Here is a 21,222-nt window from a genome sequence, read left to right as displayed (position 1 = left end):
GAGGGAACAGAGTTATGGAACCGTGGACATCATTCACGCTGTTTGGAAAATCCGGCACAATCTACCAGTTCCGGCGCGTGCCATCGCCCCTGCCACCGCAGGCCTGCGTCTTCCTGCTGACAACCGTCATGGGCTCAACGGTCAAGGGTGGGTCGTGGCAGTTCGTGGAACCGGAAATCGGCACGGTCACTTCGCTGTCCGGTGACTGGGACAGCGTGATTACTCCGGCCCGCGAAGCCAAGACCGAAAGTGATGATGTTCTGGTCTGCTTTCCCGAAAGCGGCGATGTAAAGGATGCGTTTGCCGATCTGGTTGAGGGTGGTGCCACCTCGCTGCCGCACTAGATTCGACACGCCACGCCCAGATGTGAATGGACGGGACTTTTCATACGATCAACACTGCTCCACCCCGCCGGATGGAGATCCCGCCATGTCCCGTTACCGTCGCCCTGCCCTGCTGACCCTGATGACGGGCCTGATACTGGCCCATGGCGTGGCCCACGCCCGGCCGGACAGGCCGGTGCTGCTGCGCCACGCCACCGTCATTGACGGTACCGGCAGCGCGCCGCAGGCGGATACGGATATCCTGATCCGCGACGGCCATATTGCCGCAACCGGGCAACACCTGCCGTCCCCCGCCCATGCACGCACCATTGACCTTTCAGGGCAGACGGTACTGCCGGGGCTGATTTCCGACCACAGCCATGTGGGACAGGTCAGCGGCACGCAGAATGGGGAAGTCAATTACACCCGAGCCAACATTCTGGCGGCCCTGTCGCAATATGAACATTACGGCGTACTGACCGTGACGGCACTGGGGCTGAACCGTTCGCCCATGTTTGACGACATGCGGCGCGAACAGCATGCCGGCCTGAATCCCGGCGCCGACCTGTTTGGCGTCGATCAGGGAATTGGTGCGCCCGATGGCGTTCCACCACAGAACATGTTCCATCTTGGCGCGGACCAGGTTTTCCGTCCCACCACGCCGGATGAGGCACGTGCCGCAGTCAACAGGATGGCGGATGAAGGAACGGACCTGATCAAGCTGTGGGTCGATGACTTCCGCAACGGTGTGCCCGGCGCGCATGGCCTGCCCAAAATGCGTCCGGACATCTACCGCGCCGCCATTACGCAGGCCCACCTGCGCGGCAAGCGCGTGGCCGCCCATATCCATGACCTGTCCGACGCCCGCGCACTGGTGGCAGCGGGGGTGGACATCCTTGCTCATGGCGTGCGTGACAAACCGGTTGACGCCACCCTGATCCACGCCATGACACAACAGGGCACGGGTTACATCGCAACGCTGGATCTGGACGAAGCCAACTATATCTTTGCCGAACACCCCGAATGGCTTGATGATCCATTCCTGTCATTCGGACTATCGCCCGCATTACGCCAGCAGTTTGCTGATCCGGCATGGCGGGAAAAGGTGCTGGCGGCCCCCCTGACTGCCGCATCACGCAAGGCGCTGGCAATGAACATGCGCAACCTGCTGACCCTGTACCGCGCGGGCATCGCCATCGGCTTTGGCACGGATTCAGGGGCAACGCCGACCCGCATACCCGGCTTTGCGGAACATCGGGAGTTCCGGCTGTCGGTCATGGCGGGCCTGACCCCGCTGCAGGCCATCACGCTGGCGACGGGGGATGCCGCCCACCTCATGCAGTTGACGGATCGGGGCACGATCGCGCCGGGACAACTGGCGGACCTGCTGGTGGTATCCGGCAACCCGGCACAGGACCCGGCGGCGCTGGATCATATCCAGCAGGTCTGGCATCGTGGCAGGCAGGTACCCGGCCCGCTGGCGGGTCAGGCTGCAACCACACCCCGGTCCAGATGATACAAGGTCGATATGGTCAGGAAACATACACTTACCCGCCTGTACAGGCTGCTTCCCCTGATCGGGATGGCAGCAGGCCTTGCCGCCTGCGCCGGGCCGACGGGTCCGCAACTGTCGGGACCAGATGGCCCCATGATCGCCAATAACGACTGGAACGAACATAACTACGGCATGGGATTCTATTCCGGTCCCTATAATGATGGCTTCGAGGCCGAAGGACTGGATGGTGGCCCACCCGATTATCTGGGTGACGAGTTCATGGGTGTGCCCTGAACCCTTTATTATGGGGCATGTTCCGGAATGCTTCGGATAACGCCGCCTTTTTGAAAAAAGGCAGCATCCAATAAGTTTTATTGTTTTTTATCAATTTGTTGCCTTCAAAACCCCTACCCGCACATCATTTACCCTGCATTCCGGCACGCCAGAACCTGCTGACAGAAAGCCGACCAGCTAACACCGGGTGGAAAAACGGTCCCACGGTGTGATACGGGTGACGGGCAGTTCAACAGGGCGGGCAAAGACCTCGGCGGACAGAAAGGCCAGCTCCGCCTCCACCTGTTCTTCAGGCAGCGAGATGGACCACGCACGCGGGTTGCCATCGGTGCCATCATTCCAGCGATAGCCACGCTGGCGCAGCATATCCTTGTATTCATAAGGCGCGTTCTCGGCCCAGATCCGGCAGCGGATCTGCCGGGCGTTTTCCAGCAGCACCCCAAGCGCCCGCCGCCCCGATACCGGCAGGTCCCGATCCAGAATGGCAATGCCCGCCTGACAGTCATCCACCGCGCGATGACCGTCGAACCAGAACCCTGCCTGCATGCCCAGATAGGACAGCTTGCGTCCTTCGTACCCCTCCGCTGCCCAATCCACGTCACGCATGGAGCAGGCCCATGGCTTGGTGGTGAAGGCGGGGGTGAAGCGTTCTGCAAACTTACGGTCAAAATTTGCATTATGAGCGATAATCAAAGATGCCGGGGCGACGAAATGCTCCACTTCCTCCGGGGTAACGGACTGCCCCGCCACCATGGCCGGGGTAATGCCGGTCAGTTCGGTAATCTGTGGCGGAATGGGACAGGACGGTTCACGCAGGCGGCTGAAGGGTTCCAGCGCCCCCAGTATCCGGCCATCCAGCGTATAGACGAAGGGCACGATCCCGAATTCGATGATCTCATCTTTGGTGGCACTCAGCCCGGTTGTTTCCAGATCAAGGAACATGCCCAGACGCGTACCCGCCTCCTTCGGATATTCGCTCAGCGTCCTTGGCGTCAGCGGACGCAGGACACGGTAGCGGCCCGTCCCCTCCAGTGTCCGGGCCATATGTTCCATCTGGTCGGGCGTGGGATCGTCTGTCATCGGGGCCTCCTGCCTGGCATGTCTGCACGGATACGCAGACAGCATACCTGCCGCGTCCAGCGGAACGGGCGTTGTCCTGTGGCGAGACATGGAATATTACAAACTTTGTCAGGTCTGCCTGATCCTGATGCAACACGACATGCGCACACAGGATACGCCATGGCACAGCATGCAGCACCGGACCACCCGGCACAGTCCGATACACCCGCACCATCCGCGGTTACGAACACCCATCGGCTGGAAGATAACGGCCATGACACCATCGTCCGGGTGGGGCAGGTGGACCGCATCTGGTCCGATTTCTACCATCATGCCCTGACCGCACCGTGGAGCACGTTCTTCTACGGCTCCCTGCTGGTCTATGTCGGTATAAACCTGCTGTTCGCCCTGCTGTATATGATGGACAGTCAGGGGATCAGCGGCACGCAGCCGCATAGTTTCGCCGATTTCTTCTTTTTCAGCGTGCAGACCCTGTCCACCGTAGGCTATGGCGGCATGATCCCCGTCAGCCACACCGCCAACCTGATCGCCACGGTGGAGGTACTGGGCGGCATGATGATCAATGCCCTGGCCACCGGGCTGATCTTCGCGCGGTTTTCACGCCCGCGCGCCCGGGTCATGTTCAGTCACAAGGCGCTTATATTATGGGAAAACAACCAGCTTCACCTTGATATCCGCATTGCCAACTGCAGGCGCAGCCCGATTCTGTCGGTGGATGTGGAATGCGCCCTGGCACGACTGATCCGCACACCAGCCGGCCGGGTGGTGCGGCAGTTCGATCCCCTGCCATTACAGCAGGCCCATGTGCCGGTCCTGCGCTTTGCCTGTACGCCCACGCATGTCATTGACGACAACAGCCCCCTGTATGGCATGACCGAAGCTGACCTGTCGGCGCAGGAAGCGGAAATCATTGTCAGCCTGACCGGCACGGACGAAGCATCCGGCCAGACGGTATTTGCTCGCTCCGCTTACGGATTTGACCGTATGCTATATAATCACCGCTTCGTGGATATCATAAACGCCGGGCCGGATGGGCGGATTACCGTTGATTACACCCGTTTCGACCAGACCGAATCCCCGCAGGATGCAACAGCCGATGTGGCGGAATACCTGGCTGACCAGCCTGACTGACCTGTCCCCCCTGCGCACCGGCCTGTCCGCCATGGGCATCATGGCCTGCATGGCCGTGAACGGGCAGGCCCGTCCCGTCCTGCACACGGCCCCCGCCCCTGCGGACACGAAACCGGCAACCGAACTGCAATACGGCCTGCCCGCCGCATGCATCGCCCATGTCATTGCCGTACCCCTGCTGACCAATAGTGGCAGTCCCATCATTCCCGTCACGTTCAACGCGACACAGGGACTGGCCTATGTCAGCGCAACACAGGACCGGGTCGGGGTCTATGCCGCCGAGGCACAGGATTACCCGGTGGAATCCAGCATAGACATCCTGACCATCGCCGGGGAAGGCATCACCTACACCACGACCCTGGAGCACATGCGCATAAACAATGGCACGGCGGACAAGGTGCCCGCCGTGCTGGAGGGAATCGGCCAGCCCCACATCAACGCACAGCCCGTTCTGGGAGTGATCGGGTATGACGTGCTGAACAACTATGACGTGCTGTTTGATTTTCCGGCCCGCCGCATGGTCCTGTTCAGACTGCGCGAGGATGCGAATGCGGCCTGCCCGCCGCTGCGTGAGTGGCTGGGGCCGGACAGCACGGCACTCCCCCTGTTGCCCGATGGCATGGGGCGCATGACCGGGGTGGCAATGCAGGTGGGTGATCATGCCGTCGAGATGGAGATCGAACCGGGGGCGGACGTCTCCTCCCTGTCACGCAAGGACGCGCGGATGCTGGGCCTGACCAACGCCATCCTGCATGACGACATGCATGTACGCACGAATGCGGGCAGGATCCTGAACGGACGCCGGCATCATTTTGATGCCGTGACGCTGGGAACGTGGCGGAACCAGCCCCTGGACGTGAATGTGGAAAAGACCAGCTACAGCATCCTTGGCATGAATTTCCTGCGCCGCAGGCGGATCCTCATGGCATTTCCACAGGACATGATCTTCATGACGCCACAGCAGGACATGCCCGATGACCGGGGGCCCGCCACCCACGGCATGCTGAGCACACGCACCGCCATCGCCCGCATGGTCGAGGTCCCATCGCCACCTGGGGGCGGCGGCACGCAGGCCCAGCCGGGCAATCCCCCCAGCCCCTGAAGACTGTCCAAAGAAAAAGCTTTTGGTGAAGCTTTTTCAAAAGGCTTCAGGAAACACCGCCTTTCTGAAAAAACGATACCCGAAAAACTTTCAGAGTCTCCCCCAATACATTGATTTAAATAACCCTTTTCGCCTCAGCCAGACAGTTCCCCACCCGCCGCCAACAGCCGGTCACGATAGGGACCGGGCACACGCTCCAGCTCCGCCATGGTACCCTGCTGGGCAATATGGCCTTTTTCCATCACCACAATGCGGTCAAAACCCCGCAGGGTGGACAGGCGGTGCGCCACGGCAATGACGGTGCGACCGACCATCAGCCGTTCAAGTGCCGCATGCACATGGCGTTCGCTTTCACCATCCAGCGCGCTGGTCGCCTCATCCAGAATCAGCACCGGGGCATTGCGCAGGAAGGCACGCGCGATCGCGATACGCTGGCGCTGCCCGCCCGACAGCATCACCCCACGCTCACCCACCACGGTATCGAACCCGTGCGGCATGGCGGCGATGAAGCCGGTGCATCCCGCAGCCTCCGCCGCCGCGCGTACTTCCGCCTCGGTGGCGTCGGGACGGCCATAGCGGATGTTTTCCCCGACCGAACGGCGCAGCAGGTACACATCCTGCGGCACGACCGCCATGGTGGCACGCAGGCTGGCCTCATCCAGTTCCAGAATGTTGATACCGTCAATTTCCACCGTGCCCGCCTGCACGAAACGCTGGCGCTGCAACAGGGCAAGGACCGTGCTTTTCCCTGACCCCGATACCCCCACCAGCCCGACACGACCACCTGCGGGAATATCAAGGTCAAAATGCGACAGGACCGGCGGACTGCCGGGATAGGCAAAGGTGACATCACGCAGCTGCACATGCCCCCGGCAGGCCGCGGGGGACAGGGTCATCGTTTCCGGCATGCCACTGCGTTCATGCGGAGCCAGCAGGTGGTCCAGCGTTTCGGACAGGCGCGTGACATGCTTCATCGCCTCGACCATGGAAAATGCAAGGTCGCGCGTGCAGTTCAGGATCAGGAAACCCAGCGTCGTCACCATGACCACATCACCCGTCGTCGCCCGATGCATGCGCCACAGCAGCACCGCCCAGACCAGCAGCCCCGTGGTCATGATGGCGGTGACGATGGAATGGATCAGGCGCAACTGCTCCATGTACCGCAGCGAAAGGGTGTGCATACCCGTTTCCACATGAATGCGCTGGCGCATGCGGGCATGTTCGGAACCGATCATGCCATACGCGCGCACCAGTGGCAGGTTCTGCATCACATCCAGCATTTCGCCATCCACCTCCGCCGCTTCGGCGGCATAGGACAGGTGCAGCGACTGTCCCCGCCCCGCCAGCCGGTAGATACCCAGCCCCAGCAGCGTGGTCATGCCCACCAGCACCAGCGCCATCCAGGGGCTGACGGTGCCAAGGGTGATGATGGCCAGCACAAGGTTCAGCACCGAGGGCAACAGGCTCCACGCCGCCATGTTTTCCAGCGCCACCACGGCATTCGCCGCAGCCGACACCCTGGCCGCCAGCGCACCGGACAGCCGGTCCGCGAAATAGGTGGCGGCATGGCCCGTCAGGTACCGGAACAGGTCATGGCGCACGTCGCCACCAACACGCACGAACACGCCCGACGCCATCCACCCCGCGACACGCCATGCCGCATTGTCACAGATGATGGTCAGGCAGAACAGGATGATGGACACCCAGACCGCCCCCATCCCCTGTCCACCCTGCGTCATGCCGTTGACCAGATGGCGGATGATGCCCGACATGCCCACGTTGCACGCGACCGCCACCGCGATCGCACCGACAATGATCGCATGCCAGCGCGCATGCAGGCGCACATAGTGGAAAATGAAAGCAAGGGGATGGCGCTGATAGCGCTGCAGGCGGCCCACCTGCACCGTATCGGGCACATGGTCCGGCGGTGCGCGGTGCGGCGGGCGGGGATCAATGACGGTCATGAATGTGGCGCTGCCCTCCATACGTGGCGACCGGGAAAATCCGTACTTCCGCCGCATTCAGCCCGGTATCATGGTTGCATGACATACGCACCCCTATCCCGTCTGGCGGGACGTCTCACGATCATGTCCCTGCTGGTCCTGTGGCTGGCCATCATGGCGCATGACCCCGTTTCCCTGCCCTTCTTCTGAAACCCGTCGGGGCGGCGGCGGTTCATATCCAAACACCGACCGGCCACCATATTCGTATGAACGGTCGTATTCTTCGGCCATGATGGCGGAAAAGGTGGGGCCGGTCGCATCGCGTTCCAGCCGCCGCGCCGCCGCATCCAGCCTGCGGATGGCGTCCAGCCGTTCCTCGCGCCCCAGCTTCGCGGCCGTGACCGCCGCCTTCATGACCGACAGGGTGCGGTCATATACCGCCACCGGCACGGGATAGGGGTGGCGGTCCTTGCCACCATGAGCAAGCGAAAACCGTGCGGGATCGGAAAAACGGCATGGCGCGCCATGCACGACCTCCGCCACCAGCGCCAGCGCGCGCACGGTCCGCGCGCCCACCCCGGGCACGCGCAGCAGGTCCGCGAAATCACGCGGCCCCGCCTCGGTCGCCGCCGCCAGCGCACCATGCAGGCGGCGCATGTTCACATCCTGCGGCTGGACATCATGGTGGCCGGGCATGGACAGGTGCGGCAGTTCCCCCTGCGCGGGCACGGGCGGGGGCGGACGCCCTTCGATCCGCATGACCTCGCGCGTCAGCCTGTCCGGCCCCATGCCATGCAGCAGGTCCATCTGCCCGCGACGCGAGGGATCGGCCCGCCGGTCGGTCAGGTTCATGATCGCGCCCCGCGTGGCACGACCATCAATGGCCGCATGCGGCGCTTCGACAAAATCTGACAGCCCTTCGGACAGCCAGTGATAGCGCCGCGCCATGCGCCGCCCCGTATGCATGCCCTGCTGGACCACGCACCACCGCCCGTCCGCCGCCACCACGAACCCATGCAGGTACAGGTCGAACCCGTCCTGCACGGCGGCGCTGTCCACCTTGGCCACCATGCGGCTTGTCGCCACCAGCGATGTTGCGTCAAGGCCCGTCGCCTGCCCCACCGCCAGCAGTTCATCGGGCGTGCGGCGCGAATGACGGCCCCGGCCACCACATACATACAGGCCCAGTTCGTCCTGCAACGGGGCCAGCCCGCGCTTGAGCGCACCAATCACGCTGGTGGTCATGCCTGATGAATGCCAGTCCATGCCCATGACCGCGCCAAAGGACTGGAACCAGAAGGGATGGGCAAGGCGGCGGATGAATTCGTCACGCCCGTAATGATGGATGATCGCCTGCGTGATCACGGCGCCCAGTCGCGCCATGCGCTGGCCCAGCCATGCGGGCACGCGGCCCGTATGCAGCGGCAGATCGGCGGAGCCCGCGCGTCTGGTCATGGCGTTCCCCCCGTGGCTTGCCCCTCTGCGGGCGGTCAGTCGTGGCCGGACTGCCGGGCGGCTTCCATGAAGGCCGCAAGCCCCGCATCCAGCGCGCGGCGCAGGGCATCCAGCGTTTCAGCGCCCACATAATGCTCCATGCCCTCGGCATCGATGCGGGCATTGACCTCGCTGACCCCCAGCGCACGCAGGAAGCATTCAACCGTATGGTGCCGCGCGCGACTCCGGGCCGCCATGTCGTGCCCGGCGCCGGTCAGGAAAATACCGCGATACGGGCGGCGCGTCACCAGCCCGTCCGCCTCCAGCCGCACCAGCATCTTGGCCACCGTGGGCTGCGACACGCCCAGACGGGCCGCGATATCCACCTGCCGCGCTTCCTGCCCGTCATTCAGCAGGTCGTCGATCAGTTCGACATAATCCTCGATCAGGGCGGTCTTGCGCGCCAGCCGTGCCTGACGGAAGCCTGCGGACTGCATGTCCGCATCCAGCATGGGCTGCGGGCGCGGGTTACGCCGTGGCCCGCTGCCGCCGTGACCCGCTGGCATCATGGATTGAACACGATCGTCTTGTGCCCGTTGGGAATGACCCGGCATTCGGTAAAATACCGCACGGCACGGGCCAGAACACGGCGTTCAATGTCGCGCCCCTTGCGGATCAGGTCGTCGGGACTGTCGGCATGGGTGATGCGCTCGACATCCTGCTCGATGATCGGCCCTTCATCAAGGTCGGGCGTGACGAAATGGGCCGTGGCCCCGATCAGCTTCACGCCACGCGCAAAGGCCTGATGGTAAGGCCGCGCGCCCTTGAACCCTGGCAGGAAAGAGTGATGGATGTTGATGCAGCGCCCGGCCAGCCATTCGCTCATCCGGTCGGACAGGATCTGCATGTAACGCGCCAGCACCACCAGTTCCGCGTCCGTTTCGCGCACGATCTCCGCAATGCGGGATTCCTGCTCTGCCCGTGTCGCGGCGGTCACCGGCAGGTAGTGGAACGGAATGCCGTCCAGATCGATATGCGCGTAGGTCTGCCGCGGATGGTTGGCGATGATGGCCACCGGGTCAATGGCCAGTTCCCCGATCCGCCAGCGGTACAGCAGGTCCACAAGGCAGTGGTCGAAACGCGACACCATGATGATGGTACGGGTCGGGCGCGGGCTTTCGCGCAGCGACCATTGCATGTCGAAACGCGCCGCCACCCCGGCCAGCGTGTCATCAAGGGCCGCCCGCGTCACGCCGTTGGCCGCCACGCTGAACACGACGCGCATGAAGAAGATCCGGCTTTCACGTTCATCAAACTGCTGCGCGCCCGCAATGTCGCCACCCAGTTCGAACAGGGTGCGGCTGATCGCGGCGACAATGCCCGGACGGTTCGGGCAGGACAGCGTCATGACATAGGAACGGCGGTCACTACTGGTCTTGCGGTCGGGCATTCTTTCCCCATTGTCGGCCATGGTGGCCTAGCGCGTGCGTGTGCGGCCCGTATCGGGCACGGTGTTATAGAACCAGCATGTGCCCTCGGCCTTGCGTACCCCGGCCTGCGTGGTGGGCACGGGCCGGACCACGTCGCCGCCCGGCTTCCAGCCTTCGGGCGTCATGACGGCGTTGCCGTCGCTGCGGCGCAGGGCCTCGACAAGGCGGAGCAGTTCCTCCACCGATCGGCCAACGGACATGGGATACCACATCACGGCGCGGATGACGCCGTCGGGGTCGATGACATAGCACGCACGCACGGTAGCGCTGTTGCGCGCCGTCTGGTCCAGCATGCCATAGGCGCGGCATACCACCATGGAGGGGTCTTCCACGAGCGGGAAAGGAATTTCCACTCCGAAGCGTTCCTGTATCGTCTCCAGCCATGCCAGATGCGCATACAGGCTGTCGACCGATAACCCCAGCAGGGCGCAGTCCAGTGCATCGAAACGGTCCTGCGCCTGCGCCAGCGCCATGAATTCACTGGTGCAGACCGGCGTGAAATCCGCCGGATGCGAGAAAAACAGAAGCCAGCGCCCGCGGAAATCCGACAGGCGTATCTCCCCCTTCGTGGTCCGGGCCTGAAAGTCCGGTGCCACGTCACCAATACGCAACGGGCGTGCTTCGGCCACGCCACCGGTTGCTGGAATGCTGCCCTCGTTATTCATACCCTGCCCTTTTGCATCTGCCGCGCCTTGACGCAAGCCATGCCATAACATACATTTATTATGTAATTCATAAAGTGTGGAAGACATGCCATGACCGATGCCGCCATCGTGGCCGCCACCAGCCAGATCAACACCTGTCGCGCCACGGGCCATGTCCCTGTCGTCAGGACATTTTTCGACGACCCGACCTTCACCGCCACCCATGTCGTGCATGATCCCGCCACCATGACGTGCGCGATTGTGGACAGCGTCATGGACTACGATCCCGCATCTGGTCGTACCGACCATAACATGGCGCAGGAAATCGTGGATTACGTGACGGCGGAAAAGCTGAAGGTGGAGTGGCTGCTGGAAACCCACGTCCATGCAGACCACCTGTCCGCCGCCCCATGGCTGCAGGAACGCCTGGGCGGGAAGCTGGGAATCGGGGAATCCATCATCCGCGTGCAGGACATCTTTGGCAAAATGTTCAACGCGGGTACCCGTTTCGCACGCGACGGGTCGCAGTTTGACTGCCTGTTTGGCGATGGGGCGCGGTTCATGCTCGGCTCCCTGCCCGTCATTGCGCTGCATGTGCCCGGCCATACACCTGCGGATATGGCGTATGTGATCGGGGATGCCGCCTTTATCGGCGATACCCTGTTCATGCCCGATTACGGGACCGCGCGGGCTGATTTTCCCGGCGGAGACGCACGCATGCTGTACCAGTCCATCCGCCGGCTTCTATCCCTGCCTGACGAGACGCGGGTATTCCTGTGCCATGACTACAAGGCGCCGGGACGTGATGAATACGCATGGGAAACCACAATCGGCGCGGAACGGCGCGACAATATCCACGTTCATGATGGCGTGGATGAAGACACGTTCGTCAAGATGCGTACCGCGCGCGACGCGACGCTGTCACTGCCGAACCTGATCATGCCCTCGGTGCAGGTCAACATGCGTGCCGGCCACCTGCCCGAACCGGAAGACAATGGTGTAAGCTACATCAAAATTCCGGTCAGCGGTTCCTGATACCCCTGTTACCATCACATCCTTCCGGTTTTACCTTACTGAGTTACGGAGACCCTTCATGACAGATACCGACCCAGCCACACCGAACCTGTCCAGCCCGGCGCACGGGCTGACCTATGATGTCGTCGTGGTTGGCGGCGGAGCGGCCGGCCTGTCCACGGCTGCCAGCATCCTCAAGCGCCGGGGCGGCATCACGGTCGCGATCATCGAACCGTCGGGATCGCATTTCTACCAGCCGGGCTGGACGCTGGTGGGCGGTGGCGTATTCAAGCAGTCCCAGACGCGCCGTTCGGAAAAGCGGCTGATCCCGTCGGGTGCCGACTGGGTGCAGGCGGCCGCGACCGGGTTCGAGCCCGAGTCGAACCTGGTTCATCTGTCGAACGGGTCCTCCATCCGGTACGAAGTACTGGTCGTCGCCACCGGCCTGACGCTGGACTGGGACGGGATCGAGGGGCTGAGCGAGACGCTGGGCCGCAACGGCGTGACCTCCAACTACCGTTATGACCTTGCCCCCTACACGTGGCAGCTGGTGCAGACGCTGGGCCGTGGCAACGCCGTGTTCACCCAGCCGCCCATGCCCATCAAATGCGCGGGCGCGCCGCAGAAGGCGATGTACCTGGCCTGTGACGCATGGCGCAGACGGGGGCTTTCCGACAATATCAACGTATCCTTCCACACCGCCACGCCGGGGCTGTTCGGGGTGAAGGAATTCGTGCCCGCACTGATGGAATACATCAAGCGCTACCACATTGACCTGCGCCTGAAATCCAACCTGACGAAGGTGGACGGCAAGAACCGGGTCGCCACGTTCACCAACGTGGCCGAGGACGGCACCAAGACCACGACCGAGACGGAATTCGACATGCTGCATGTCGTCCCGCCCCAGCGTGCGCCGGACGTGATCCGCAACAGCCCGCTGGCGGGTGAAGGAGGCTGGGTTTCGGTTGACCCTGCGACGCTGCGGCACACGAAATATGAAAACGTCTTCGCGCTGGGTGACGTGGCCGGGACTTCCAACGCCAAGACGGCCGCCGCCGTGCGCGTGCAGGCCCCGGTGGTTGCGGTCAACGTGCTGGCCACGCTGGACCACAAGCCTGCGGTGGCCGATTACGACGGCTACGGCGCCTGCCCGCTGACAGTGGAACGCGGCAAGATCGTGCTGGCGGAATTCGGCTACGGCGGCAAGCTGGATCCGACCCTGCCGACATGGCTGCTGGATGGCCGCAAGCCGACGCATCTGGCATGGATGCTGAAGGAATGGGTCATGCCGGTACTGTACTGGGACGGCATGCTGAAGGGACGCGAAATCATGGTCGCCCCGCACAAGATCGGCACGCCGCGCTGATCCGTCCGGTTGGATGACATGGGACATGGCCGCGTGGGGTAGACCTTCACGCGGCCATGCGTATGAATACGGCCATGGATACCAAGCCGCCTTCCCCGCATCATGTGGGGTCTTCCCGCCCGCTGCGCCTGGCCGATGACGTGGTCAGCCATGCCGTCTATGGCGGCCCGGGCAAATGCTACCGCTATGAACTGACGCGCACATGGGACGCGGGTCGCCCGGCCGTCATGTGGCTTATGATGAACCCGTCCGTCGCGACCGAGGATGGCGACGACCGCACCGTGGCCAAGTGCCAGCGTTACGCCCGTGCATGGGGGTACGGCACGCTACTGGTGGGCAATACATTTGCCTATCGCTGCACGGACCAGAAACGCCTGACGGAAGTGCCCGACCCGATCGGCCCCGATAATGACCGCCACCTGCTGGCCATGGCACGCAGTGCCGACCTGGTGATCGCAGCCTATGGATCACCCCAGATCAAAACCCTGCTGCCACGTGGGCCGGAGGTGGTACGAATGCTCCAGCAGCATGGCATTACGGTCAGCGCCATGCGCCTGAGCCGCCGTTCGGGCCGCCCTGAACACCCGCTCTACCTGCCATCCGACCTGCGTCCCGAGCCCCTGCCTGCCTACGGGCCCGCCTGACCGGGGAATAACCAGAAGTTTCTGGCGAAGCTTTTGCCATTATTGAATTCCAAATCCGTCAGCCGAACAACGCCAGCTGTCGGGGCGCGGCCAGCGCATCCCGTGCACGCAGGCCCGATACGGTCACACCCAGCAGCCGGATGCCGCGTGGCGGTGGAAAGCATGGCGCCAGCAGGCCCTGCGCCCTGTCGACCAGGTCGGTCGCATCACGCACGGGCTCCAGCGCCGTGCGCCCGCGCACGATCTGGCGGAAATCGTTGTATTTCACCTTTATGGTCACGGTAATGCCCGTCAGGCTGCGGGCCGTGCAGCGGTTCCATACGCGGGTGGACAGATCCATGATGACATCCAGTGCCGCAGCCCAGTCATGGATATCGACCTCGAATGTCCTTTCGGCGCCGATCGACCGGCGGGGGCGGTTGACCTCGACGGGACGTTCATCAATCCCGCGCGCGATGCCGTAATAAAAATCCGCCGCCTTGCCAAAATGCCGCAACAGCCGGGACAGGGGCTGCTGCCGCAGGTCCAGCCCGGTACGAATGCCTAGCGCATGCATCCGCGCCGCCGTGGCCGGACCAATGCCGTGGAACTGCTCCACCGGCAGGGTGGCAACGAAATCAGGCCCCATGCGTGGCGTTATGACAAACTGTCCATCCGGCTTGCGGTAATCCGACGCCAGCTTGGCCAGGAATTTGTTGTAGGAAATACCCGCTGATGCGGTCAGGCCTGTTTCCGCACGGATCCGGTCTCGGATGTCCTGCGCGATTGCTGTGGCGGATGGATAGGGTTGCAGGGGATGCGTGACATCCAGATAGGCTTCATCCAGCGAAAGCGGCTGGATCAGCGGAGTGAAACGCGAAAAGATATCGTGAATCTGGGCAGAGACCGCGCGATAGACATCAAAACGCGGCGGCACGAACACCAGATCGGGACATTTGCGCAGCGCGATCACGGACGGCATGGCCGAACGGACACCGAAACGACGGGCTTCGTAACTGGCGGCGGCAACCACCCCCCGGCGGCCCACGTCCCCTACCGCAAGCGGCCTGCCCCGCAGGGCCGGGTCGTCGCGCTGTTCAACCGAGGCAAAGAACGCATCCATGTCCACATGGATGATGCGACGGTGCGCCGGTGACTGCGTCACGGCACACCACGTGCCGGATGACCCGGCATGCCGCGCGCGGCCACGCCCCGACGGGACGTGGCCGGCACGTCATGATGGCTGATCAGCCGTTGCACTTCTTCTTCTTGAGGAAGTACGCGATGACACCGGCAATCGCGCCAAGAACCAGGATGCCCTTGAGGCAGGGGGACTTGGAAGGGCACTTGGTTGTACATTCAGACATGGTTCATTCCTTGATAGACACATCCGTTCCAGACGGGAACGGGACCATTTCATACTAACGCATGGCGGAAACATGACCATACCGCATTTTACATGGATGCGCCCGGTCAGTCCTGACATGCGAAGACAGGGCAGCGGCATTGCGTTGCCACATCTTTTGTTACATCCGGCGCCGCGCGATGATGCAATGACCAAAGACCGGAGGATACCCCATGAAGAAATTCGCCCTACTGCCCGCAGCCGCCCTGATGATGGGAACCGCGCTGGGTGTCGCCCACGCAACCCCGTCCAGCAGCCGCGCCGTCAACCGCGACTTCGCCAAGCTGTCGGCTGATGGCAGCCGCGCGTTTGACGACATTGCCATGGCCCGTACGGCACTGGCCAATAACGACCCCGCGGGCGCAGCAAAACTGCTGACCGATGCCAACAACGCCCTGACCCGCGCCAAGAGCGACAACAAGGTCTTCATGAAGGCCGAAGCCCAGCTGACCCCACCCAAGAAGGCCCCGGCCGGTGCACCTGCTCCCTCCGCCTCGGCGTCCACCCAGCCTGTCGCATGGCTGCCGGTTGATGGCGAATACATCGTGACCGAAGACCTGGAGCCCACCTCCACCAAGGGTACGGCCGTAGCATCCGCCAATACCAGCCTGAACAAGGGCAAGCCCGCACAGGCGGCGCAGAACCTGCAGGTGGCCGCGGTTGATGTTGACTTCGTGCTGGCCATCGCGCCGCTCGATACCAGCGCGGGCGACGTGTACCGCGCATCCAACCTGCTGGCGGGCAAGGACACAAAGGGCGCCGACAGCGCACTGCAGGAAGCACAGAACAGCATCCGCTTCGTCTCCGAAGACATGGTGGACAGCCCTGCGGCACAGGGTAGCGGCAAGAAGTCCGCAGCCCACTGATACGCGGTTCTTTCCGGTCGTTTTCATGCCGTGCATGCTTACGTACCCCGCCGCTTCCCGGTCAGGGAAGCGGCAGGACCCGCCTGACTGGCTGCGCGCCGCCTGCCGCGCGGTGATGGCCGTGGGTCTGGCCTGCGCCGCCCTGTCGGCCCGGCCCGCATGGGCAGGGGGCGAAATCGAGCTGTGCCTGGACCAGCACATGGCGAATGACAGCTTCGTTCAGAATACGCCAACGCATGGATCAATTCATGTGCCCGCGGGCACGGCGCTGAATTACGCCGGACATGCCTTCGGTCCCGCCGCCGACCCGCTGGATCGTGCGCATGCTGCCCCGGACGGGGATGGATGGCATGGCATTTCCCCGGCGGAAGAAACACGCCGACGCCAGCTGCAGATGGAAGATATCGGGGGTGATGGTGATTACCACCGTCCGCAGGCCGCCCTTATGACCTCAACGGCCGTCACCCTGTCACAGACCCATCCCTGCGCGCGGACAGGTGCCGTGGCGTTGCTGTCCGATGACTGGACATGGACGATGGATACAATTCCCGCCCGCCCCGACATGTATTTTCAGGTCTATGGCACGGTCACCAATGACCAGCTTGACCCGACCTTCAACAATGATGCCGATCCGTTCCAGCGGACAGCCGCCCATGGCGGCCTGAACGCCATCGTGACCCAGACGATCGACCAGTCCGTGACCCTTCGGTCCGGGGATTAGGCATAACGCAAATTAAATAATGCATGCCGTCATACTTCGGGCATTGCCAGCCGTTTCATGATGTATTGCCAAATACGCGACCTGATCCGTTGCATTCAGTTACCGGAAGGTCACGTGACCGAACAGGATGGCGTCGCATAACATGCATGCTAAAGATTGTTTTAAACAGTCCTGACGGCATGCCGGACCGGCCTGGCAGGCAGTGGGAAACTATGGAGAACGGGATGGCCCTTTACCAGTCCGCACAGTTTGTTGATACGTGGACCGATCCTGAATTCGACAAAATCCATCCCCCCCGTACCGTTGCGCCACATTCCGGCATTTACCGCTGTGTCGGCTGTGGGGTGGAAGTTGCCGTAAGCGAGGGACATCTCCTTCCCCCCGCCCATGCCCATCCACACCGGCTTGGCACCCGGGAAGCCTGGCAGATGGTGGTCTATGCCGACCACCGCCCCAAGCCGACATAGATCAGGTCGGGCAATATGCCGGAAAGCTGCGTGTTACCACCAGCCACCGCCCCATGGGCCGCCCCAGCCGCCACCCCAGCCCCACATGCCCCAGTTCCATGACGCGTCCTGGTACATATCGGCAGTCATCTGCTGCTGATCCGCCAGGTTCTGCGCCTGTACATAGGACATGTAGCGCCCATAGGCGGCCTGGTTTCCGACATACAGGCAGTTGCAGACCTTCGGATCGGAATAGACATACAGCATGTGGTCCCCGAACGATTTCTGAAGGAACCGGTTGGGGGGCAGTTTCTGCAGCATGACCTGACGTTCGGGCGTATTGGCCGGACGGGCCACAAACCCGGCGGCGGCAAGGCTGTTTTCCTTATCCACGATCTGATCATGCACGCTTTCGCATGCCGTAAGGCTGGCTGATGCCGCAAGCAGCAGGGCGCCACCAGTATAGAGATGCCTCAGCGTTGTCCTGTATCCCATCGACGTTCTGCCTGTTTCCATCCTGTTAATCCCCGCATCCTGTCCCATGCGCGAAACGGAATAAAGATGTGACAGAAAAAACATATGCATTATTCCGACCGACTTTGATTTATCTCATGTCCAGGGCGGAAGACCAGTGCAATAACAGAAGGGCGATGGGGGCATCGCATATCGAATCATCACTTTAAAACTCTGGCGGGCCTTCCTTTTCTGGAAAGCCCGCCATTTTTCTTGTTATTCTATTTTACCTGTATTCCATGGTTTTTTTAAGGCAGGACGGACGTCCGCCACGTCGTTTCAGGTCAGAGAACCGTCGCATGCATCGTGGATTGCTGCGGCTGGGGCATGGCCGTCTGGACGCCCTCATCGCGCAGGACGTAACCCTGCCCCCACACGGTGGAAATCAGCTGTCCCGCGCCAGCCGCCTGCAGCTTCTTGCGCAATTTGCAGATGAACACGTCAATGATCTTCATTTCCGGTTCGTCCATGCCGCCATACAGGTGGTTCAGGAAGGCATCTTTCGTCAGGACCATGCCCTTGCGCAGCAGCAGAAGTTCCAGAATCATGTATTCCTTGCCGGTCAGGTGAACATTCTGGCCATGAACGGTCACTTCCCGGCTGTCCAGACTCAGTTCAAGTTCCCCCGCGCGCAGGGTCGGCTCGCTATATCCCTTTGACCGGCGAATGACCGCCTGCATCCGTGCGGTCAGTTCCATGGATTCATACGGACGGGTCACATAATCATCCGCCCCGATGGAAAACGCCTTGACCTTGGCCGTGGCCGCCCGTTCTTCTGACAGGACCATGACCGGCGTTGGTACCCGTGCCGCCCGACTGATGCGGATGACCTCATACCCATCCACATCAGGCAGCCGCATATCCATGACGGCAAGGTCATAATTGTATGCTTTCAGCATTCCCAGCGCATCATGTCCGGTATTGACATGATCAACTGTAAATCCGGCCTTTTCCATATGCCAGGTGGTCTCTTGGGCTTTCCGGGCAACCGGCTCAACAAGCAAAATCCGCATATCGACCATCCAGTAGATATTTTTACATTACACCCACCTATAGGTGCATTGTAATTTCCGGACAACCTAAAGTTGATAATATATTACCATTATGTTATAAACTTTTTGAATTAAAAGCCCGCCATTTTATTAATTAATCATTAATTAACCCACGCTGCCATGCCTGCCGCATGATCCAGCGGTCCGGCACCCGCACCGTAACCGGGGGCCGCAGCGATCGCCTTGCGCACATAGGCACGCGCCCGCACAACCGCGTCCCGCAGGGACATGCCCTGTCCCAACCCGGTTGCAATCGCGCTGGCCAGCGTGCAGCCCGTGCCATGCGTATGCCGGGTGTGGATGCGCCGGGTCACGAATTCCTCTGCTTTCCCGTCTCGTTCCAGCAGCACGTCCACCAGTTCGTCGCCCTGCATATGCCCACCCTTGAGCAATACGGCACGCGGCCCCATGGCCAGCAGGTCATGCGCGGCGGCAACCATGTCCGCCCGATTCCCGATCCGGCGGCCCAGCAGGGTCTCCGCTTCGGGCAGGTTGGGGGTCAGGATGGAAGCAAGCGGCAGCAGGCGTGCTTTCAGGGTGGACAGCGCACTGTCCTTCAGTAACGACGTTCCACCTTTTGCCACCATGACCGGATCAAGGACATAAGGCACATCGGCATATGTCATCAGCACGCTGGCAATCGCCTCGATCACGTCAGGACTGTCCAGCATGCCGCTCTTGAACGCATCTACGCCCAGATCATCAATCACGCAGCGCATCTGCGCACTGACGAAGGCAGGTGGTACCGGCATGACACCATGCACGCCCCGCGTGTTCTGTACGGTCAGTGCCGTCACGGCGGTCATGGCGAAGCCCCCCAGCATGGTGACGGTCTTGATATCCGCCTGGATACCTGCTCCCCCCCCGCTATCGCTGCCTGCCATGATAAGAATACGTCCGCGCATGAAAATCAGCCCGCCATCTGGATCGCGTTGATAGCTTCGCACATATCCTCAACCACTTCCTTCACAAGCACTTCATCTTCCGCTTCCGCCATGACGCGCACCAGCGGTTCCGTACCGCTTTCGCGCAGCAGCAGCCGCCCCCGCGCCCCCAGCCGCTTTTCCGCGGCCTTGCGGGCTTCATGCACCTGCGGGTCATGCAGCGGGCTTTTGCCCGCGAAACGGACATTCTGCAAAAGCTGGGGATAGGGTTTGAACATACGGCAGACCTCGCTGGCGGGGCGGCCGGCTTCCACCACTTCCGCCAGAACCTGCAGGGCCGCGACTAGCCCGTCGCCGGTGGTGGCGAAATCGGACAGGACCATGTGCCCGGACTGCTCGCCACCAATATTGGCGCCCAGTTCGCGCATCTTTTCCACCACATAGCGGTCCCCCACCGCCGTGCGGACCAGTTCCAGCCCCTGTGTTTCCAGATATCGCTCCAGCCCCATGTTGGACATGACGGTGGCCACGATATACCGGCTGGACAACCGTCCCTGCCGCGCCCATGACTTGGAAATCAGGGCCAGGATCTGGTCGCCATCGATCAGGCGTCCCTTTTCATCGGAAATCAGCACCCGGTCGGCATCCCCATCAAGGGCAATGCCAATATCCGCCCGGTGCCGCTGCACCGCCGCACACAGGGCTTCGGGCCGGGTGGAGCCGCAGCCTTCATTGATGTTGATGCCATCGGGGTCACAGCCGATGCGCACGACCTCGGCCCCCAGTTCCCACAGTGCCGTGGGGGCGACACGGTAGGCCGCGCCATTGGCGCAGTCGATCACGATACGCAGTCCGTCCAGCCGCAGCCCGCGCGGGAAGGAGGACTTGGCGTTTTCCACATACCGTCCCGCCGCGTCATTCAGGCGTGACGCCCGGCCGATCTGGTCCGGGGCAGCCAGCATGTGGGTCAGGTCGGCATTCATTGCCGCCTCGATTCCGGCCTCCGTCTCATCCGACAGCTTGAACCCGTCCGGGCCGAACAGCTTGATGCCATTATCCCCATACGGATTATGCGATGCCGAGATCATGACCCCCAGATCAGCACGCAGCGAACGGGTCAGCATGGCAATGGCCGGTGTCGGCATTGGCCCCACCAGCGTGACATCCATGCCTGCCGACAGAAAGCCCGACACCAGCGCGCATTCGATCATGTACCCCGACAGCCGCGTATCCTTGCCCAGCAGCACGCTATGACGATGGGTCCCCTGAATGAAGCGAAGGCCTGCGGCCTGCCCCAGCTTCTGTGCCACTTCGACCGTCATGGGAAAGCGGTTGGCAGTCCCCCGAATTCCATCAGTGCCGAACAGCTTTCTTGTTTTTACCATTACTGGGGATC

At 62.3% G+C, this 21,222-nt stretch carries 22 protein-coding genes; 11 read left to right on the top strand and 11 right to left on the bottom strand.

The window, feature by feature from the left end:
* The first annotated feature begins 14 nt into the window (after nt 1-14).
* From HNO79_RS13445 to HNO79_RS13435, 3 genes are all read left to right on the top strand, one after another.
* Entirely contained in the window at nt 15-344 is a 330-nt protein-coding gene (locus HNO79_RS13445) for a hypothetical protein (protein ID WP_214165445.1), read from the top strand.
* Between the two features lie 85 nt (nt 345-429).
* The gene (locus HNO79_RS13440) at nt 430-1,839 is read left to right on the top strand and encodes an amidohydrolase family protein (protein WP_214165446.1); all 1,410 of its coding nucleotides are present in this window, start codon (nt 430-432) and stop codon (nt 1,837-1,839) included.
* 12 nt (nt 1,840-1,851) lie between these two features.
* A complete protein-coding gene (locus HNO79_RS13435; RefSeq protein WP_010515113.1) occupies nt 1,852-2,112 on the top strand; it encodes a hypothetical protein in 261 nt (86 codons plus the stop codon).
* Nucleotides 2,113-2,289: 177 nt separating this feature from the next.
* Here HNO79_RS13435 and HNO79_RS13430 read toward each other — a convergent pair whose 3' ends face one another.
* Nucleotides 2,290-3,192 carry a 3'-5' exonuclease gene (locus HNO79_RS13430; RefSeq protein ID WP_214165447.1) on the bottom strand — a complete coding sequence of 301 codons (903 nt, stop codon included), beginning with the start codon at nt 3,190-3,192 and terminating at the stop codon, nt 2,290-2,292.
* 159 nt (nt 3,193-3,351) lie between these two features.
* On the opposite strand from HNO79_RS13430, the gene HNO79_RS13425 reads away from it, so the two are divergent.
* Both HNO79_RS13425 and HNO79_RS13420 read left to right on the top strand, forming a co-directional pair.
* Nucleotides 3,352-4,323 (top strand): ion channel, encoded by a 972-nt coding sequence (locus HNO79_RS13425; protein WP_010515116.1) that lies wholly within the window; start codon nt 3,352-3,354, stop codon nt 4,321-4,323.
* Nucleotides 4,289-5,425: a retropepsin-like aspartic protease gene (locus HNO79_RS13420; RefSeq protein ID WP_214165448.1), complete on the top strand. Its 1,137-nt coding sequence runs from the start codon at nt 4,289-4,291 to the stop codon at nt 5,423-5,425. Before HNO79_RS13425 ends, HNO79_RS13420 begins: the two co-directional genes overlap by 35 nt.
* 134 nt (nt 5,426-5,559) lie before the next feature.
* Here HNO79_RS13420 and HNO79_RS13415 read toward each other — a convergent pair whose 3' ends face one another.
* The 5 genes from HNO79_RS13415 to HNO79_RS13395 all read right to left on the bottom strand — a co-directional run bounded on the left by HNO79_RS13415 (nt 5,560) and on the right by HNO79_RS13395 (nt 10,957).
* Nucleotides 5,560-7,389, bottom strand: coding sequence for an ABC transporter ATP-binding protein (locus HNO79_RS13415; RefSeq protein ID WP_214165449.1), 1,830 nt, complete (start codon nt 7,387-7,389; stop codon nt 5,560-5,562).
* 93 nt (nt 7,390-7,482) lie between these two features.
* Complete coding sequence (locus HNO79_RS13410) at nt 7,483-8,823, bottom strand: DUF763 domain-containing protein (protein WP_214165450.1); 1,341 nt, start codon at nt 8,821-8,823, stop codon at nt 7,483-7,485.
* A 35-nt stretch (nt 8,824-8,858) separates the two neighbouring features.
* Nucleotides 8,859-9,368, bottom strand: a complete 510-nt coding sequence (gene mntR, locus HNO79_RS13405) for a manganese-binding transcriptional regulator MntR (RefSeq protein ID WP_408885708.1) — start codon at nt 9,366-9,368, stop codon at nt 8,859-8,861.
* Complete coding sequence (gene purU, locus HNO79_RS13400; RefSeq protein ID WP_214165452.1) at nt 9,368-10,273, bottom strand: formyltetrahydrofolate deformylase; 906 nt, start codon at nt 10,271-10,273, stop codon at nt 9,368-9,370. Before purU ends, mntR begins: the two co-directional genes overlap by 1 nt.
* A gap of 6 nt (nt 10,274-10,279) precedes the next feature.
* The gene (locus HNO79_RS13395; protein WP_010515122.1) at nt 10,280-10,957 is read right to left on the bottom strand and encodes a peroxiredoxin; all 678 of its coding nucleotides are present in this window, start codon (nt 10,955-10,957) and stop codon (nt 10,280-10,282) included.
* A gap of 90 nt (nt 10,958-11,047) precedes the next feature.
* Here HNO79_RS13395 and HNO79_RS13390 point away from each other — a divergent pair, with 90 nt between their 5' ends.
* The 3 genes from HNO79_RS13390 (at nt 11,048) to HNO79_RS13380 (ending at nt 13,960) form a co-directional block, all read left to right on the top strand.
* Complete coding sequence (locus tag HNO79_RS13390) at nt 11,048-11,971, top strand: MBL fold metallo-hydrolase (RefSeq protein ID WP_214165453.1); 924 nt, start codon at nt 11,048-11,050, stop codon at nt 11,969-11,971.
* A gap of 58 nt (nt 11,972-12,029) precedes the next feature.
* Nucleotides 12,030-13,316 carry an NAD(P)/FAD-dependent oxidoreductase gene (locus HNO79_RS13385; protein WP_010515124.1) on the top strand — a complete coding sequence of 429 codons (1,287 nt, stop codon included), beginning with the start codon at nt 12,030-12,032 and terminating at the stop codon, nt 13,314-13,316.
* Nucleotides 13,317-13,390: 74 nt separating this feature from the next.
* Nucleotides 13,391-13,960, top strand: a complete 570-nt coding sequence (locus tag HNO79_RS13380) for a DUF1643 domain-containing protein (protein ID WP_029329570.1) — start codon at nt 13,391-13,393, stop codon at nt 13,958-13,960.
* A gap of 58 nt (nt 13,961-14,018) precedes the next feature.
* On the opposite strand, the gene dinB is transcribed toward HNO79_RS13380, so the two are convergent.
* Nucleotides 14,019-15,104 carry a DNA polymerase IV gene (dinB, locus tag HNO79_RS13375; protein ID WP_010515126.1) on the bottom strand — a complete coding sequence of 362 codons (1,086 nt, stop codon included), beginning with the start codon at nt 15,102-15,104 and terminating at the stop codon, nt 14,019-14,021.
* A gap of 413 nt (nt 15,105-15,517) precedes the next feature.
* On the opposite strand from dinB, the gene HNO79_RS13370 reads away from it, so the two are divergent.
* The 3 genes from HNO79_RS13370 (at nt 15,518) to HNO79_RS13360 (ending at nt 17,398) form a co-directional block, all read left to right on the top strand.
* Nucleotides 15,518-16,210 (top strand): YfdX family protein, encoded by a 693-nt coding sequence (locus HNO79_RS13370; RefSeq protein WP_010515128.1) that lies wholly within the window; start codon nt 15,518-15,520, stop codon nt 16,208-16,210.
* A 115-nt stretch (nt 16,211-16,325) separates the two neighbouring features.
* Entirely contained in the window at nt 16,326-16,931 is a 606-nt protein-coding gene (locus tag HNO79_RS13365; protein WP_214165473.1) for a hypothetical protein, read from the top strand.
* A gap of 224 nt (nt 16,932-17,155) precedes the next feature.
* Nucleotides 17,156-17,398, top strand: coding sequence for a hypothetical protein (locus tag HNO79_RS13360; RefSeq protein WP_010515130.1), 243 nt, complete (start codon nt 17,156-17,158; stop codon nt 17,396-17,398).
* A 33-nt stretch (nt 17,399-17,431) separates the two neighbouring features.
* Here HNO79_RS13360 and HNO79_RS13355 read toward each other — a convergent pair whose 3' ends face one another.
* The 4 genes from HNO79_RS13355 to glmM all read right to left on the bottom strand — a co-directional run bounded on the left by HNO79_RS13355 (nt 17,432) and on the right by glmM (nt 21,211).
* Nucleotides 17,432-17,872: a hypothetical protein gene (locus HNO79_RS13355; protein ID WP_235721329.1), complete on the bottom strand. Its 441-nt coding sequence runs from the start codon at nt 17,870-17,872 to the stop codon at nt 17,432-17,434.
* 302 nt (nt 17,873-18,174) lie between these two features.
* On the bottom strand, nt 18,175-18,903 hold the full coding sequence (locus tag HNO79_RS13350; protein WP_214165454.1) for a response regulator transcription factor: 729 nt from the start codon (nt 18,901-18,903) through the stop codon (nt 18,175-18,177).
* A 140-nt stretch (nt 18,904-19,043) separates the two neighbouring features.
* Nucleotides 19,044-19,847 (bottom strand): bifunctional hydroxymethylpyrimidine kinase/phosphomethylpyrimidine kinase, encoded by an 804-nt coding sequence (gene thiD, locus HNO79_RS13345; RefSeq protein ID WP_214165455.1) that lies wholly within the window; start codon nt 19,845-19,847, stop codon nt 19,044-19,046.
* A 5-nt stretch (nt 19,848-19,852) separates the two neighbouring features.
* A complete protein-coding gene (gene glmM / locus HNO79_RS13340) occupies nt 19,853-21,211 on the bottom strand; it encodes a phosphoglucosamine mutase (protein WP_010515136.1) in 1,359 nt (452 codons plus the stop codon).
* Nucleotides 21,212-21,222 lie beyond the last annotated feature (11 nt).

It is taken from the genome of Komagataeibacter oboediens (genome assembly GCF_018491655.1).
GTDB classification, from domain to species: Bacteria; Pseudomonadota; Alphaproteobacteria; order Acetobacterales; family Acetobacteraceae; genus Komagataeibacter; species Komagataeibacter oboediens.
This window is presented reverse-complemented; position numbering and strand designations above follow the sequence as displayed.

What these genes read in the sequence shown, in the direction of transcription:
- HNO79_RS13365 (WP_214165473.1), top strand. Translation starts at nt 16,326, where the DNA reads ATGGCCGTGGGTCTGGCCTGCGCCGCCCTGTCGGCCCGGCCCGCATGG.
- glmM (WP_010515136.1), bottom strand. Translation starts at nt 21,211, where the DNA reads ATGGTAAAAACAAGAAAGCTGTTCGGCACTGATGGAATTCGGGGGACT.
- thiD (WP_214165455.1), bottom strand. Translation starts at nt 19,847, where the DNA reads ATGCGCGGACGTATTCTTATCATGGCAGGCAGCGATAGCGGGGGGGGA.
- HNO79_RS13360 (WP_010515130.1), top strand. Translation starts at nt 17,156, where the DNA reads ATGGCCCTTTACCAGTCCGCACAGTTTGTTGATACGTGGACCGATCCT.
- HNO79_RS13415 (WP_214165449.1), bottom strand. Translation starts at nt 7,389, where the DNA reads ATGACCGTCATTGATCCCCGCCCGCCGCACCGCGCACCGCCGGACCAT.
- HNO79_RS13410 (WP_214165450.1), bottom strand. Translation starts at nt 8,823, where the DNA reads ATGACCAGACGCGCGGGCTCCGCCGATCTGCCGCTGCATACGGGCCGC.
- HNO79_RS13440 (WP_214165446.1), top strand. Translation starts at nt 430, where the DNA reads ATGTCCCGTTACCGTCGCCCTGCCCTGCTGACCCTGATGACGGGCCTG.
- HNO79_RS13385 (WP_010515124.1), top strand. Translation starts at nt 12,030, where the DNA reads ATGACAGATACCGACCCAGCCACACCGAACCTGTCCAGCCCGGCGCAC.
- HNO79_RS13350 (WP_214165454.1), bottom strand. Translation starts at nt 18,903, where the DNA reads ATGCGGATTTTGCTTGTTGAGCCGGTTGCCCGGAAAGCCCAAGAGACC.
- HNO79_RS13370 (WP_010515128.1), top strand. Translation starts at nt 15,518, where the DNA reads ATGAAGAAATTCGCCCTACTGCCCGCAGCCGCCCTGATGATGGGAACC.
- HNO79_RS13380 (WP_029329570.1), top strand. Translation starts at nt 13,391, where the DNA reads ATGGATACCAAGCCGCCTTCCCCGCATCATGTGGGGTCTTCCCGCCCG.
- HNO79_RS13420 (WP_214165448.1), top strand. Translation starts at nt 4,289, where the DNA reads ATGTGGCGGAATACCTGGCTGACCAGCCTGACTGACCTGTCCCCCCTG.
- HNO79_RS13425 (WP_010515116.1), top strand. Translation starts at nt 3,352, where the DNA reads ATGGCACAGCATGCAGCACCGGACCACCCGGCACAGTCCGATACACCC.
- purU (WP_214165452.1), bottom strand. Translation starts at nt 10,273, where the DNA reads ATGGCCGACAATGGGGAAAGAATGCCCGACCGCAAGACCAGTAGTGAC.
- HNO79_RS13435 (WP_010515113.1), top strand. Translation starts at nt 1,852, where the DNA reads ATGGTCAGGAAACATACACTTACCCGCCTGTACAGGCTGCTTCCCCTG.
- HNO79_RS13390 (WP_214165453.1), top strand. Translation starts at nt 11,048, where the DNA reads ATGACCGATGCCGCCATCGTGGCCGCCACCAGCCAGATCAACACCTGT.
- HNO79_RS13355 (WP_235721329.1), bottom strand. Translation starts at nt 17,872, where the DNA reads ATGGGATACAGGACAACGCTGAGGCATCTCTATACTGGTGGCGCCCTG.
- HNO79_RS13430 (WP_214165447.1), bottom strand. Translation starts at nt 3,192, where the DNA reads ATGACAGACGATCCCACGCCCGACCAGATGGAACATATGGCCCGGACA.
- HNO79_RS13445 (WP_214165445.1), top strand. Translation starts at nt 15, where the DNA reads ATGGAACCGTGGACATCATTCACGCTGTTTGGAAAATCCGGCACAATC.
- HNO79_RS13395 (WP_010515122.1), bottom strand. Translation starts at nt 10,957, where the DNA reads ATGAATAACGAGGGCAGCATTCCAGCAACCGGTGGCGTGGCCGAAGCA.
- mntR (WP_408885708.1), bottom strand. Translation starts at nt 9,368, where the DNA reads ATGCCAGCGGGTCACGGCGGCAGCGGGCCACGGCGTAACCCGCGCCCG.